General features: G+C 43.2%; 12 protein-coding genes. 2 read left to right on the plus strand and 10 right to left on the minus strand.

Annotated elements, in window-relative coordinates; all coding sequences use genetic code 11:
* Nucleotides 1-29 precede the first annotated feature (29 nt).
* The gene (locus E2P86_RS11845; protein ID WP_134433253.1) at nucleotides 30-608 is read left to right on the plus strand and encodes a PhnA domain-containing protein; all 579 of its coding nucleotides are present in this window, start codon (nucleotides 30-32) and stop codon (nucleotides 606-608) included.
* Nucleotides 609-651: 43 nt separating this feature from the next.
* Here E2P86_RS11845 and E2P86_RS11850 read toward each other — a convergent pair whose 3' ends face one another.
* The 10 genes from E2P86_RS11850 to fucP all read right to left on the minus strand — a co-directional run bounded on the left by E2P86_RS11850 (nucleotide 652) and on the right by fucP (nucleotide 12,938).
* The gene (locus E2P86_RS11850; RefSeq protein WP_134433255.1) at nucleotides 652-2,436 is read right to left on the minus strand and encodes a DUF4091 domain-containing protein; all 1,785 of its coding nucleotides are present in this window, start codon (nucleotides 2,434-2,436) and stop codon (nucleotides 652-654) included.
* Nucleotides 2,437-3,556: 1,120 nt separating this feature from the next.
* Nucleotides 3,557-4,933 (minus strand): DEAD/DEAH box helicase, encoded by a 1,377-nt coding sequence (locus E2P86_RS11855; protein ID WP_134433257.1) that lies wholly within the window; start codon nucleotides 4,931-4,933, stop codon nucleotides 3,557-3,559.
* Nucleotides 4,934-5,120: 187 nt separating this feature from the next.
* Nucleotides 5,121-6,038: a GNAT family N-acetyltransferase gene (locus E2P86_RS11860; protein WP_134433259.1), complete on the minus strand. Its 918-nt coding sequence runs from the start codon at nucleotides 6,036-6,038 to the stop codon at nucleotides 5,121-5,123.
* Nucleotides 6,039-6,063: 25 nt separating this feature from the next.
* Entirely contained in the window at nucleotides 6,064-6,861 is a 798-nt protein-coding gene (locus E2P86_RS11865; protein WP_134433261.1) for an L-fucose dehydrogenase, read from the minus strand.
* Nucleotides 6,861-7,697: an amidohydrolase family protein gene (locus E2P86_RS11870; RefSeq protein ID WP_134433263.1), complete on the minus strand. Its 837-nt coding sequence runs from the start codon at nucleotides 7,695-7,697 to the stop codon at nucleotides 6,861-6,863. Before E2P86_RS11870 ends, E2P86_RS11865 begins: the two co-directional genes overlap by 1 nt.
* 4 nt (nucleotides 7,698-7,701) lie before the next feature.
* Nucleotides 7,702-8,559 (minus strand): fumarylacetoacetate hydrolase family protein, encoded by an 858-nt coding sequence (locus tag E2P86_RS11875; protein WP_134433265.1) that lies wholly within the window; start codon nucleotides 8,557-8,559, stop codon nucleotides 7,702-7,704.
* Nucleotides 8,560-8,623: 64 nt separating this feature from the next.
* Nucleotides 8,624-9,388 carry an SDR family NAD(P)-dependent oxidoreductase gene (locus E2P86_RS11880; RefSeq protein WP_134433267.1) on the minus strand — a complete coding sequence of 255 codons (765 nt, stop codon included), beginning with the start codon at nucleotides 9,386-9,388 and terminating at the stop codon, nucleotides 8,624-8,626.
* A gap of 21 nt (nucleotides 9,389-9,409) precedes the next feature.
* A complete protein-coding gene (locus tag E2P86_RS11885; protein ID WP_134433269.1) occupies nucleotides 9,410-11,074 on the minus strand; it encodes a UxaA family hydrolase in 1,665 nt (554 codons plus the stop codon).
* 172 nt (nucleotides 11,075-11,246) lie between these two features.
* Nucleotides 11,247-11,576, minus strand: a complete 330-nt coding sequence (locus E2P86_RS11890; RefSeq protein WP_085471440.1) for an L-rhamnose mutarotase — start codon at nucleotides 11,574-11,576, stop codon at nucleotides 11,247-11,249.
* An 84-nt stretch (nucleotides 11,577-11,660) separates the two neighbouring features.
* Nucleotides 11,661-12,938 carry an L-fucose:H+ symporter permease gene (gene fucP / locus E2P86_RS11895; protein ID WP_134433271.1) on the minus strand — a complete coding sequence of 426 codons (1,278 nt, stop codon included), beginning with the start codon at nucleotides 12,936-12,938 and terminating at the stop codon, nucleotides 11,661-11,663.
* 133 nt (nucleotides 12,939-13,071) lie between these two features.
* Between fucP and E2P86_RS11900 the strand changes: the two genes are divergently transcribed.
* Nucleotides 13,072-13,929, plus strand: coding sequence for an AraC family transcriptional regulator (locus E2P86_RS11900; RefSeq protein WP_134433273.1), 858 nt, complete (start codon nucleotides 13,072-13,074; stop codon nucleotides 13,927-13,929).
* Nucleotides 13,930-14,894 lie beyond the last annotated feature (965 nt).

Raw genomic sequence — 14,894 nt, forward strand, 5'->3', positions numbered from 1 at the left:
ACCTTCGGGCTTTAATCAATACATGTATAATGTCTTTAGAATCTCAACTTTTAGAACGCGGAAATCAAGCATGTGAGCTCTGTTTGGGTGGAAATAATCTATCAGTTTATAGTGTTCCTCCGGCGGAACAAACAACAGCAGACAATGCTATCTTAGTGTGTAGCACCTGCCTGGATCAAATTGAAAAGCGGGAACAAATTCAAGCGGATCACTGGAAGGTGTTAGGTGAAACAATGTGGTCAGAGCATGCTCCTGTGCAAGTGGTGGCTTGGCGGATGTTAAATCGCTTCCGTAATGAAGGCTGGGCGGCTGACAATCTGGATATCCTTTATTTGGATGACACGCTTTTGGAATGGGCAAAGAAAACAGGTGATCACGAGCAAGATGGTACCGTGTCATTTCACCAAGACAGCAATGGAACACGTCTCTATGAAGGCGATACCGTTGTTTTAATTAAAACATTGGATGTAAAAGGATCCTCTATATCAGCAAAATTGGGTACGGTGGTTAAAAATATCCGCCTCGTCCCGGATAATGTCGAGCAAATTGAAGGAAAAGTAGAAGGACAAACCATTGTTATTCTAACCAAATATTTGCGCAAAGGTTAGCGTAAATATTTAGGGTCGCCCATCAAGAGCGACCCTAAATATTTTATTTTAACACCAACTGTCTCGAGAGATCATTCAACAGTTTTTTTGCTTCATTTAAGTTTTCATTCCACCCCGCTTTCCGCTCTGCGGTATTTAACTTTGAAATCGCCTCTTTAAGCTTCGCTAAGTTGTCCGCATCCCCTTTTTTCAACAGCGCTTTTTTCACGAGCTGTACCTTCTCATAATCTTGGATACCCTCTAACATTCTTTCATAACGGATAGAGCTACGATCATGCGGGTATACAATATAGGTATCGCCCGCTGGCCACGTCCTAAAGCGTGAGTCCTGCACCGGATTTTCAACCCATGAATTGTAGGCCCACCGCAACAGTCCATCGAAATTAGCGGCCTCTGCGTACCAAGCTAAATAAGTAGATTCTGCCGGGTCAGAAAAAGTAAACTGATTTGGAAACCCATCACTACAACAGATATAAAAGGATGTGTTTAGCCCTCTTGCTTTACGATCCGCCAAATCTTCCTGCGAAAAGGGATGGTTTGCCGCAATGCTGATATCGTCGCTATTGGGATAACGCTGGTAGGTTTTTTGATTATCCGCATACGACACTCCCAGTTCTGGAGCTACACGTTGAATAAGCGCTAAAGCACCATCCATCTCTTCGCGCGAACGCTCGTCAACTGCAATATTTGTTCTTTCTAGCCATCCTTTTTGTTTCAGGTGGTTAACAAAATCCTTTAAGAAAGGTGTCCAAAGCTCTTCGAATATCGGCGTACCAGGTTTTGCAACAACATTGATTACCTTACTCTGCCCTGCATCGGTATAATGGATTTCATTATTCCACGGCACAATGGAATAGCAATTGATCATTTTGGTAATTCCAAGATCCATCATAAACTGCACCCATTTGTCAAATACCGTATAATCATAGGACCATTTCCCATTGGCGTCTTTCTTCCAGGTAATCATATCGGCATACGGATCATAGGTTTGCACATTCCAAGGATCTTTGTTCAATGTCGCTGTAATAACCTTTTGACCTGCATCAGCCAACATTTTCATCGTTGGCTTCATCGCATCGAAATGAGCTTTGCTCCATACCGGCACACCTAATACACGCGCGACAGCTGACGGATGTTGCCATTGATCCAAGTGAAATGACCACGCCTGAGGTGCTGGTAATGACTGACCGATAACCTCGACCTCAAGATTCAGCTTCTGCATGGTTTCTCCTTTTGCTGACACTTCGACATCCGCTTTATAAACACCGGCTTTGGCTGTTCGAGGGATATCGATAGTCACCCATACCGGACGAACTTTCTTGCCTTCTAAATCAAATGAAGACAGATTATCCAACATATCCGGAGCAAGTGAAGCCGCAAAATCTTGCGGTTTACGATACCCGCACCCCGGTCCAAATTCATCGGTCATCACATACCTTACGAAATGGGTCGAAGCAATGGATTTAGGTAGTGTAGCATCCTTTGACTTAAATGACGTTACTGCAACCTGTGCTCCTTGAATCGGACTGCTTGTCCACAGCAAAACCTGAACTGAAACACGTTCGCCTTTCCATCCAGATACGCTTTGTATTGCTTGCGGTCTAAAATTGGGTGCTACAGATTTTGGAAAACGTTTATCTATAGTAACAAAGGAGGAATGAAGTCCTTTTTCTATCGCCGACCAATCTGATAACGTATCTACGGTTGGATCAGGTAGCTCTTGAAATCGTTCAGGTACGGTAGGTCTTACTTGGGCATAGCTCAAGGACGTTGTTGAAATAAGTCCAAAAAACAAAAAATGACGCCACAATCGATTTTTACTTCGCATAAAGAATAGGTTTAGTTGCTTCTGTCTTACAAGCTTACCAAATTTCTTATGTATCAGCAAGGAACAAACACAAGCAATCGATTGAGTAAAATATTGATAGATCATAGAGAGGATTTGTTACTTATTCCTCTATGCCGGAAGGGCATCCTACTTATTCCTCTATGCCGGAAGGGCATGTTACTTTTTACCGAAAAAGTAACCAAACCTCGTCGCTAGGAATTTTTGCAAGGAATGGACAGTGTCTGGGCAAATTACTACAGATCGCAAATATTCCTCAGGCGACATCTAGCTGTTAAGGGAAGCCAGAATATAAGTACTAACTACCAACGACCAACTAACCCCTACTAACTACTAGTAACAAGATTTACTTGCGCTGAGCCCTCCTGGGTTTATGGCTCTACTTTCGACCAACAAGCTACTCTCTCCTAACGACCAACTACCCACTTCGTCATGTCGACTCTGGAGACATCTAAACACTATAAGTACTTATTCCAAAAAGGTACAAACATAAACAATCCATTCAGTAAAATGTTGATAGATCATAGAGAGGATTTGTCACTTGTTCCTCTATGCCGGAAGGGCATGTTACTTTTTACCGAAAAAGTAACCAAACCTCGTCGCTAGGAATTTTTGCAAGGAATGGACAGTGTCTGGGCAAATTACTACAGATCGCAAATATTCCTCAGGCGACATCTAGCTGTTAAGGGAAGCCAGAATATAAGTACTAACTATCAACGACCAACTAACCCCTACTAACTACTAGTAACAAGATTTAGTTGCGCTGAGCCCTCCGGGGTTTATGGCCCTACTTTCGACCAACTACCCACTTCGTCATGTCGACTCTGGAGACATCTAAACACTATAAGTACTTACGCTAAAAAGTGTGAGACAGTACGCTACGCCCAGAAACACGAAGCTACGTCACTGCGAGAAGCACAATGACAAGGCAATCTTTGTTTATTTATCTCCAGACGATTGCCACACCTTCGTTCCTCAGGTTCGCAAAGACGTTTTATAATCATTAGCCACAAAATCTTGTGGCTCTACTAACCTACAAACTATTTCCTACGATCTACCAACTACTAACAACCAACTACAGACTACAAGCTCCCCCTACAATCTACTCCGTTCCTTCGCTATTCTTCGGTCGTTTTGGGCGATTAAAGCGACGCTTAGGCTTCGTTGATTTTGCAACCTCACCTCCATTTGCTTGCGCCTCTCCTGTTACAACAGAAGCCACCACAGGTGCTGCTGTTGCTGCTACGCCATGGGCACCACTGTTCTCTCCTGTTGGCTTGCGGTTCGGTTTTTTCTTTTTGAAAGAATTACGTTTTTTCTTTCCGCTTTTCTTCGGATCATAAACCGGTCCCGCTTCAAAACCTTCCGGTAACGGCATCTTTGGCACCTCACTTTCAATTAGCTGCTCAATACGGGCAAACCGATGTTGATCCTTATCGTTGATAAAAGTAATTGCCGTACCTGTTGTAGCTGCCCGTGCGGTACGACCAATCCGGTGTACATAATCTTCCGGATCTGGCGGTACATCATAGTTGACAACCAAGCTGATCCCTTCAATATCGATACCACGAGATATCACATCGGTACCAATCAATATACGAAGTTGTTTGGCGCGAAAGCGAGCCATAATCGCTTCCCGCTGCGCTTGATCCAAATCGGAATGAAATCCTTCTACCGATACCTTTTTGCGCTGGAGTTCTGCAGCAAGCTTCTTCACCATATCCTTCTTTGAAGAGAAGATAATAATACTGCTGTAGGTATCATTGCTTAGGATATGTTTCAATAAAGCTGCTTTCTGCTCATCATACACTAGGTATGCCTGCTGATCAATCCCCGCCGAAGGCTTCGATATCGCAATATTTACCTCCGAAGGATCTACCAATATCTTCTTTGCTAACGTCCGGATTTTAGGCGGCATGGTCGCCGAAAACAAAAGCCCTTGCCTTTCTTGTGGCAACGCCGTAATAATCCGCATGATATCCTCATGGAATCCCATATCCAACATCCGATCTGCTTCGTCAAGCACCACACATTTAAGCTTACTAAAGTCCACCTTACCACCAGACATATGCGCCAACAAACGTCCCGGTGTCGCTACCACGATATTGGCGCCCTCTTGAAGTGCACGTCTTTGCTGCTCATAGCCCATACCATCCCCACCGCCATACACGGCAATGGATGTTGCTCCTGTAAAGTAGCTCAAGCCCATAATCTGTTGATCAATCTGGAGCGCTAATTCTCTTGTTGGAGCAAGGATAAGGGCATAAATATGTTCTTTTGGATTTTCTCCTATCATATTTAAGATAGGTAACAAATAGGACGCTGTTTTTCCAGTTCCCGTTTGCGCACAGGCAATAAGGTCTTTTTTTTCTAACACAACAGGAATCGCCTGTTCTTGAATTGGAGTAGCCTCCACAAAGCCCATACTATCAAGACCTTCTTCCAGTGTTGGAATAAAGCCAAATTCGTTGAATTTCAATCTATTGCAGTTCTATTTCATGTAATCATAAGGTCCCTCGCCTATCAGGCAGTAATGTTTCTCCCTATAAACGAGAACCTTAGCACCTACAAAAGTGCAGGATTTTGATAAAAATAACGGAATATATCCAAATCCGCAAGGGGTCAACAGAAATTATCGGTTGGCTAACCTGTTAGATACACACCGTTTATGTGTGCGATAGCAAAGGTACCATCAACTTTTCGTGGGTAAATAACCCGACCAATCGTTCCGTCACAAACAACGTCAAATCCTCTTCTTTGTACTGGTGGAGGTCGACAGGAAGATCAGTCTGCGGGGTGAACCCAAAAACTACCCGACGAGTTTCACGAGTAGCGAGTATTTGTATCACCTCCCTAAGCGACACCTCCCGTTTCTGAAAAATCTCAAACACATGGAGTGTGTCCTCCTCATATTGTGCTACGACAACGGTATCTAGCTGTGGGAGGAAGTATATAGCGTCCTTAAAGCCAAAGTCAGGGTACGCATAACAATAAAAAAAAGTAAGTCCAAAATTACGGGTATAGAAACGAGATGTCGCCTTGGTATCCGTAACATAACGTTCAAACAGCAAACGATCTGTCTCCAGATCCAGATTCAATCTCGTCGCTTTGTTGGCCGGAGTGTTCCCCGAAAGGATCGATAAGGTCGGTTGATATTCCGCTACGGGTGTAAAGCCAAACTTCGGATAAAAATCCAATACCGTCTCGTTCGCAAATAGAAAATAACCATCCAAAACATCCTGATAATCGTGTTGAATCTCTTCCATAAGAAAACGTGCAAGACCTTTTCTTTGGTAATTAGCAGCCGTCATTACCGTACCAATTTGCCCCAACTGTAACACCTCACCACCTGTTGTTGTTTCTAAGATACTTAAGGTTGTATGTGCGACCATCTGGTCGCCATCAAAAAGCGAATAAAGAATACAGGTTTTATCCCAATATCCGGATTGATAGTAATTCTCGAAATCGAATCCCCAAAAGTCCATACTCATCCGATTGAGTTCTGCACGCAAATGGTCGACCTCCTGATACCCAATACGGAGGTTATATTTATCGTTCGAGATGTAAACTTCTTTTTCTATCATCAATTTTATTACACGCTAATTATCATTAGTTTGAAGGCTCCTTAATTAAGGAACGATCCAGATGAACATAGCCCCCATCGACATGAATAAGTTGCCCCGTGGTATGGCTCGATTTATCGGACAATAAAAAGACCGTCGTATCCGCAATCTCCTCTGCTGTTGTCATTCTATTTTCCAACGGTATACGCGCCGTTATTTTCTCCAATACTTCTTCCGGATTATCCAAAGTTTGTATCCAGCTATCATATTGCGGTGTAGCACACTCCGCCACCACGATTGCATTAACGCGGATCTGGAAAGGTAAAAGCTCTACCGCCCATTCCCGAGTAAGGGCATTTCTTCCGCCATTCGATGCGGCATAGGCAGACGTCCCCCCTTGTCCTGTCTCGGCCGTTTTGGAACTGATATTTACAATACTCCCCTTACTACTTTTCAACGCATCCAGTGCATGATGCGCCATGAGGTAATAATGAATTAGATTTTTGTGCAACGATGCAACAAAGCCTTCATAATTACCAGAGGCAAGCCCTACTCCATCATTGTGTCCGGCATTATTCACCAAACCATCAATACGCCCAAATACAGCCAACGTCTCCTTAACCGCGTATGCACTCGCTTCGGGATCAGACAGCTCAGCTTCAATACTTAGTGCCTTTCCGCCCAATGCTTCTACTTCGGCCTGCACCAACAGGTTGTCGGCTTGTTTACGTCCGACAATAACAGGAATAGCTCCCTCTTTTGCGAGCGAAATAACAACAGCACGACCGATACCTTTAGCACCACCGGTCACGATAAATACTTTGTCTTTAATATTTAGGTTCATTATGAATTCTTAAACTTGTAAAAATGTGCCGCATTGCCGCCCCAAAATGCGAACTGTTCTTCCGGTGTAAATCCCTTTAACGCATGATCTGCAATGGCGATACTCTCAGCATAGCTTGCCGCCACCAAACTGACGGGCCAGTCGGAACCATACATCAAGCGATCCTTACCAAAAGTAGCAACAGCATGGTCAATATAGGGAACAAAATCATCCAGTTCCCAGTCCGGCCATTGCGCTTCTACGGCCAATCCCGAGACTTTACAATAAACATTAGGAAACGCAGCCAGCTTTTCCATAAAGGATGCCCATGTATCAAACGCTTTATCTCTGATATTTGGCTTCGCCATATGATCCAAAACAAACTGTTGATTTGGATTGGCCTCGACACAAGCCAGTGTACTCGCGTAATGTCGAGGCGCAATTAACAAATCGTAGGTATAGTTGTATTCGGTCAATTGCTTGATTCCATTTAAGAAGGACGGTTGCATTAAAAAATCAGCATCCGCTTCGGCTTCAATAATATGGCGGTACCCTTTAATTATTTTATACTGACTGAAGTATGCAAGCTGTTCGGCGACTTGCGGCGAACGCAAATCGACCCAACCTACCACACCTTTAATCATGGCATACATCGTTGATAGATCCACCAAAAACTGAGTTTCGTCGGTCGACTGATCCGCTTGCACAGCAATCACGCCATCGATCCGATTCTCCTTCAAAGCGAATGATAAATCGGTCGGCAAAAAGTTACGACGAATAGCCGACATCTTTTCCGTAATCCAAGCGTCACGAACCGGGTCGAAAATCCAAAAATGTTGGTGGGCATCTATCCGCATATTCTTATCCTTGTGTGTACGCGATAACCTCTTGACGAGATACGCCTAAATAATCAGCCCCCAGCTCTACGACATCACCAGGCTGCAAGTAAATCGGTGGGTTGAAGCCTAAACCAACACCTGCTGGTGTTCCCGTAGAAATTACATCCCCCGGTAAAAGGGTCATAAACTGGGATACGTACGATACGATATGCGGTACCGAGAATATCAGGTTGCTGGTATTTCCATCTTGGTACATTTTACCGTTTACTTTTAACCAAAGACGTACATTATTAATATCTGGAATTTCATCGGCTGTTGCCATAAATGGTCCCATTGGTGCGAAGGTATCACAACCTTTACCCTTATCCCATGTACCACCTCTTTCAATCTGGAATTCACGTTCTGACACATCGTTGTGTAACACATAACCCGCTACATAATCCAATGCTTCTGCCTCCGTTACATAAGAAGCTTTCTTACCGATCACAATACCGAATTCTACCTCCCAGTCTGTTTTTTGCGAATTCTTAGGTATAACAACCTGGTCGTTTGGTCCAACAAGCGCTGTGGTGGATTTCATAAAGATGATCGGTTCCTCCGGAATCTTTGCTCCCGTTTCAGCAGCGTGATCTTTATAATTCAATCCGATACAAACAATTTTCGAAGGACGAGCAAATGGTGCTCCCAAGCGAGTTCCCGCAGGAACAACCGGAAGTTTACCGGCATTTTCTGCAACAAAAGCTTGCAGGCGCTCCAAGCCTCCTTCTTCAAAAAACTGCTCGTTGTAATCAACTCCTAAAGCTGATACATCGTAGTTTACATCGTCAATCTGTACACCAATTTTTTCCTTTCCGAAGGTACCAAAACGTATTAATTTCATAGTGTTGTTTTTCTTTTCCCTACATCCCGTCATTTAAGCGGATCATGAGGATTATTTTATTAGTCTAGTTGTTCAATTTTATAAAACCTCCATCTATCGGGTAATCATTCCCCGTGATGAAAGCCGCATCCTCGCTGCAAAGGAACAGTGTTAATTTAGCAATTTCTTCAGGTTTCGCCATGCGGCCGATGGGTTGTGAGCTCGATAATTTAGCAAACATCTCTTCTTCCTTTCCGGGGTAGTTTTTAGCAATAAAACCATCCACAAAAGGCGTATGTACGCGTGCGGGTGAAATCGAGTTTGAACGGATATTATGCGCCATATAATCACGTGCCACCGACATACTCATCGCATAGATGGCGCCCTTACTCATGGAATAGGCAAACCGATCACTAATACCGACCACCGCAGCGATAGACGCTAAGTTCAAAATCGCTCCTCCGCCATTTGCTTTCATTCCGGGAACGACCGCAAATAAGGTGTTGTATGCCCCTTTTACGTTCACCGCAAAAACCTTCTCAAAATCTGCTTCTTGGCAGTTTTCCAAATTTCCGACATGCGCAATACCGGCATTGTTGACCAATACATCTACCCGACCGATAGCGCCTACAATGGAAATAACCTCTTCCTGATTTGCAACATTACAAGCATGTACTTTTGCGTTTCCGCCTGTATTCTGTATCCCATCAACAACTGCTTGCGCACCGCTGACATTCAGATCTAAAATATGTACAAATGCCCCTTCAGCAGCAAAAAGTTCCGCAATCGCGCGACCAATTCCACTGCCTCCGCCTGTAATAATAGCTACTTTATTTTCTAATTTCAACATTATTTTCTAATTAATACGTTCTTACAAAGACACTCCACGACGCCATGGAATGAAATCATCCTGTCCCAATTGCACCGCTTTAGGTTGTTCCTCTCCACTCGCTACACGAATTACATAGTCTAAAATACGATGAGCAGCCTCCTCTATCGTTTCTTCGCCATCGATAATCGTACCACAGTTTATATCGATAATATCAGGCATTCGCTCGTAAACTGGCGTATTGGTTGATAGCTTAACAACTGGCGTAATCGGGTTTCCTGTAGGTGTTCCCAGTCCTGTTGTAAACAAAACGATAGTAGCACCGGCAGCCACTTCGGCTGTTGTACTTTCCACATCATTACCCGGCGTACACAACAAATTCAGCCCAGGCGCATTGGCCAACTCCGGATAATCTACGACAGCGGTCACCGGCGAAGTTCCTCCTTTTTTTGCTGCGCCAGCTGATTTTATTGCATCTGTAATCAAACCATCACGAATATTCCCTGGCGAAGGGTTCATATAAAATCCGGAACCATCGGCTTCTGCCTTCGCATTGTACACCTGCATCAGAGACATAAATTTCTGCGCTGTATCTTCATCGATACAACGATCGCTAAGCTCTTGCTCCACACCACAAAGCTCTGGAAATTCAGCCAGTATAACGGAGCCTCCAAGTGTTACAAGAATATCCGACAAGAACCCTAGTGCAGGATTGGCCGATATACCGGAGAAGCCATCCGACCCACCACATTCCAGTCCGATGCATAGTTTATCGAGCGTTGCGGGCTTTCGCTCCTGTTGATTTGCCTGCGCTAGTCCCGCAAAGGTTGCTTTTATTGCTTTATGCATGAGCTCTTGCTCAGTTCCTTCCAACTGCTGCTCAAAAACATATAGCGGTTTATCAAAATTAGGATCTCGCTTTGCAATCTCATCGCGTAAGATGGAGGCTTGTGCGTGCTGGCAACCAAGGCTTAAGATGGTGGCTCCTGCGACATTTGGATGCGTAACATAACCTGCTAATAGTCCGCAAAGGGCATCCGAGTCCATACGTGTCCCGCCGCATCCCATATCGTGGTTCAGGAATTTCACACCATCCACGTTGGCGAAAAGCTTGCTTTTTTGTTTTCCTTCAGCTGAATTGGACAAATCGATCTGAAGCAGATCATCCATAGATGCTCCGGCTTGATATTTCTGAATCAAAGTGTCGACTTCATTCGTATAGTCCTTGGACGCCACTTGATAGCCGAGTTTTTCCTCTAACGCTTTTTTTAGGGTCAACACGTTTCTGTTCTCACAAAAAACCAACGGTATAACAAGCCAATGGTTGGCGGTACCGACGGTGCCATTACTACGGTGGAACCCGTTGAATGTTTTACCGACAAAAGCTGACACATCGGGCTTATCCCATTCGAGTTTCCGTGTTCCCAAGTGAAAATCATCCGCCGCATGACGCAAATTTTCGGTTGAGATCAACGCTCCAGCATCTAACGCATAGTTTAACTTGCCTACAAGTACACCATACATATATACCGGTTCGTCCATTGGCATTGCGGCAATGGTAAACTTGTGCTTGGCCTTCACCTTTTCCCGAAGAACAAATTCTTGTCCAGCAAAAGAAATAGCTGTTCCCTCGGCTAAATCACGTAAGGCAACGAGTACATTGTCTTTCGTATGAATTTGTAAATAAGCTAACTTCTCTCTTCTCATATTTTTATTTTTCGATAAACACAACCCCCGAAGGGTTCATCGCAGTTACATCTACTGTCTCTACAAGGGTCTCTTCAATCTACCAATTAATCCCTTCCAATTAGCCACAAAACCTTGTGGCTCTACAACAAACTACTATCTACGGACTAATCAGACACAACACCTTGTGTTTTTACAATTCAAAAATCTGTTTCATTAAAACCCACTTCTCTCCTGGTTTTGCCCCTGGAATCGCTTGTTGATATTTCCACATCAGCTTTTCCCATTCCTGCACTTTAGGATTATTAGCATCCATTTCACTCTTTTTATCAAAACTAAAGTCCTGATCAACATCCATAATCATAAACAGCCGATTTTCAAACCGATATATTTCCATATGAAGAACACCAGCATCACTGATTGATGCCTTGATTTCTGGCCAAACATTTTGATGGTAGTCTTCGTACTCCTGGATTAATACAGGATCGTTTACTAAATCTAATGCGAATGTATATCTATGCATTTTATATTATTTTAACACTTTATTTGCACGTTTTCATTTTCATATGCTAATCTTAAACAGGTAAGCAACAGATGTTTTATGTCTCTATAACTCATTACGTGTACTGGAAACCGATTCCGGAAGTACCGCTACACTTTTGTTGCGCCAAGCAAAAAACAGGACTACAATAAAACAGAATAGTGGCACGTAATATGACAAGTGCACATTTCCACTAAAATCAGTTACCTTACTGGCCAACGGTGGAATGATCGCTCCGCCGACGATGGACATAATAATCAAGCTCGATGCCGATTTTGTATCGGCTCCCGTACCTTCCAAGCCCATCGCAAAAATCGTTGGAAACATAATAGACATAAAAAAGGCAATACCGACCAACGCATATAGCGTTACGATACCTTCGCCGTAAATAACCAATACACATAGTAGAACTGCAAAAACACTATACAACATCAGCAACTTATAAGGTTGTATGAATTTCATAAAGAAGGAACCTACGAATCGACCAATCATAAAAGCTAGTCCCGCTGCACCCGCGTAGTATTTCGCGTCCTGTCCATGCATTTGTAACGCATCTTCAGCAAAAACCAATAAGAAACTTAACACATAAACCTGCGCACCTACATAAAAAAACTGCGCTACAACAGCCCATGATACATTCTTATGTCTGAACGCACCAAAGAATCCTTTTGAAGCAACCGCATCCTCCTCCTCTTGAATTTCAGGTAATTTCGTTACGATAAACAACATGGCGACAAGCAGGATTATTAAGCCCAACACAAGATATGGACCTTTCACCAAAGCGGTTTCTGCCTGTATGTAAGCGAGACGCGCTTGCTCCGTCATATCAGCAATTTCACCGGCTGACTTAGGTTCATCAGCAAGAATGACATACCCTCCGACAATTGGCGCTACGAACGCCGCTAAACCATTGAATGATTGTGCAAAGTTAAGGCGCTGTGTTGCCTTCGCAGGATCCCCTAGTACCGTGATATATGGATTTGCAGCAGTCTCTAAAATGGTTAAGCCGCAAGAAAGGACAAATAGGGCACCGAGAAAAAAAGCATAACTCATGGTGTTAGCTGCCGGAATAAAAAGGAAACAACCTAATGCAAAAAGCAAAAGCCCCACGACGATACCGACCTTGTATCCAAATCTTTTCATAATGATACCTGCAGGAATAGCCAATACGAAATAGGCAATAAAAACAGCGGAATCTACGAGAGACGCTTGAAAATGGGTTAAACTAAACGCACTCCTTAAATGCTTGATGAGGATTGGGTCTAGGTTATGTATAAATCCCCAAAAGAAAAAAAGGGATGTTATCAGAACAATCGCCAAGCCGTAAGTTTTTGTTTTTGTCATATAGGATTATATTGGAATTGTAAAAATAGGTTGTGGTAAATAGGAATCATTGAACTATTTTACCAAAAAGATAAACAATATTACCACACAACTGATATATTTACATTTTATAACGAATATATACGTTATCACAATGCATATTCAGCGTCTCAATCATATCCAGGAAGATCAGGGTGCTATCTTAATTCGCCACGATCGGGCGCCACAGAATCATAATGTGTGGCACTACCATGATGAATTGGAATTTATCCAGATCACCAAAGGAAAAGGAACTTTCGTTGCAGGGGATCGCATTTTTAAGTTTAGTGATGGAGACTCCATGCTTATCGGTTCCAACATCCCCCATTACTGGCTTTTTGATGAGGAGTTTTTACAGACGGATGCTGTCGCTAAAGTGGATATTAGGGTCATCCACTTTAAACCGGATTTTATGGGGAATGATTTCTGGTCCCTCAAGGAATCTTCCGCTATAAAACAAGGATACCAACGGGCTAAACGCATCCTTTATTTTTCAGAAGATGATGCCTGCATTGCTGATTTCTTTCGTCAATTATCACCGCATTCCTCTTTCAAACAATTGCTTAGCTTGCTGGACACCTTAGATTACATTGGACAGAAGACGGACGCACAACTTCTTATTAGTGAAAGTCACAGTAATTTTCAACAAGAAGAGGACTACCTTCGTATGAATAAGATCCTAGACTATATACGACTCAATTACAAGCAAAAAATTCAGCTTCAATATGTCGCCCAACTGGCTGGATTAACTGAAAACTCCTTCTGCCGATATTTTAAACAAAAAACGGGTAAGACATTAATTCAATTTATCAATGAGTTGCGTATCACGCACGCCTGTAAACTTCTGATGGAAGAAAAGATGGCAATTAAGGAAGTCTGCTTTGAATCAGGGTTTCAGAATTTTGTCAGTTTCCATAAAACATTTAAAGCAATTGTAGGGCTTACGCCTGTACAGTATCGGGTTGGTGGTTAGTAGTTACGTAGTTGGTGGGGAGTAGTTTGTTGTTCTTAGTTAGTAGATAGTAGTTGGTAGTTGGTAGAGCCATAAACCGCGAAGGGCTCAGCGCAGCTATATTTTGTATCTGATTAGTTCGTAAGGATTTTCCTAAAAAATAAAAACGTCTTTGCGAACCTGAGGAACGAAGGTGTGACAATCTTCTGGAGATAAATAAACAAAGACCGCCACGTCGCTACGCTTCTCGCAGTGACGCATCTCCGGTATTTGGGGAGGAGCATACTATCTATTCATCCTTTTGTATAGATGTTGTTTTTATAGGGTTTAGATGTCTCCAAAGTCGACATGACGAAGTGGCTAGTAGTTTGTTGTTAGTAGATTGTAGGGAGTAGTTGGTAGATGGTAGTTAGTAGAGCCATAAACCGCGAAGGGCTCAGCGGAGCTATATTTTGTATCTTTTAATTAAATCCTAAATTGTAGCTTCTCGCTCCCTAAACAGTAAGATGTCGCCTGAGGAATATTTGCATTTGTAGAAATTTGCCCATGCACTATCTCACCCTGCAAAAATTCCTAGCGACGAGGTTTGGTTACTTTTTCGGCAAAAAGTAACATGCCCCTCCGGCATAGAGGAGAACGTTTTGACAGCACTTCGACAGGTCCAGAGTGACATCGCTTATCGGTCTGACATTGTCTGCCTGTGGTAGGCAGGCTCATTTGATAACTACGGTATAGCTTCCAACCCTCCTTAACAGCAGAATGTCGCCTGAGGAATATTTGCATCTGTAGAAATTTGCCCATGCACTATCCCACCCTGCAAAAATTCCTAGCGACGAGGTTTGGTTACTTTTTCGGCAAAAAGTAACATGCCCCTCCGGCATAGAGGAGAACGTTTCGACAGCACTTCGACAGGTCCAGAGTGACAGCGCTTATCAGTCTGACATTGTCTGCCTGCGGTAGGCAGGCTCATTTGATAACTACGGTAT

Origin of the sequence: Sphingobacterium psychroaquaticum, from assembly GCF_004421025.1 — a bacterium.
GTDB classification, from domain to species: Bacteria; Bacteroidota; Bacteroidia; order Sphingobacteriales; family Sphingobacteriaceae; genus Sphingobacterium; species Sphingobacterium psychroaquaticum.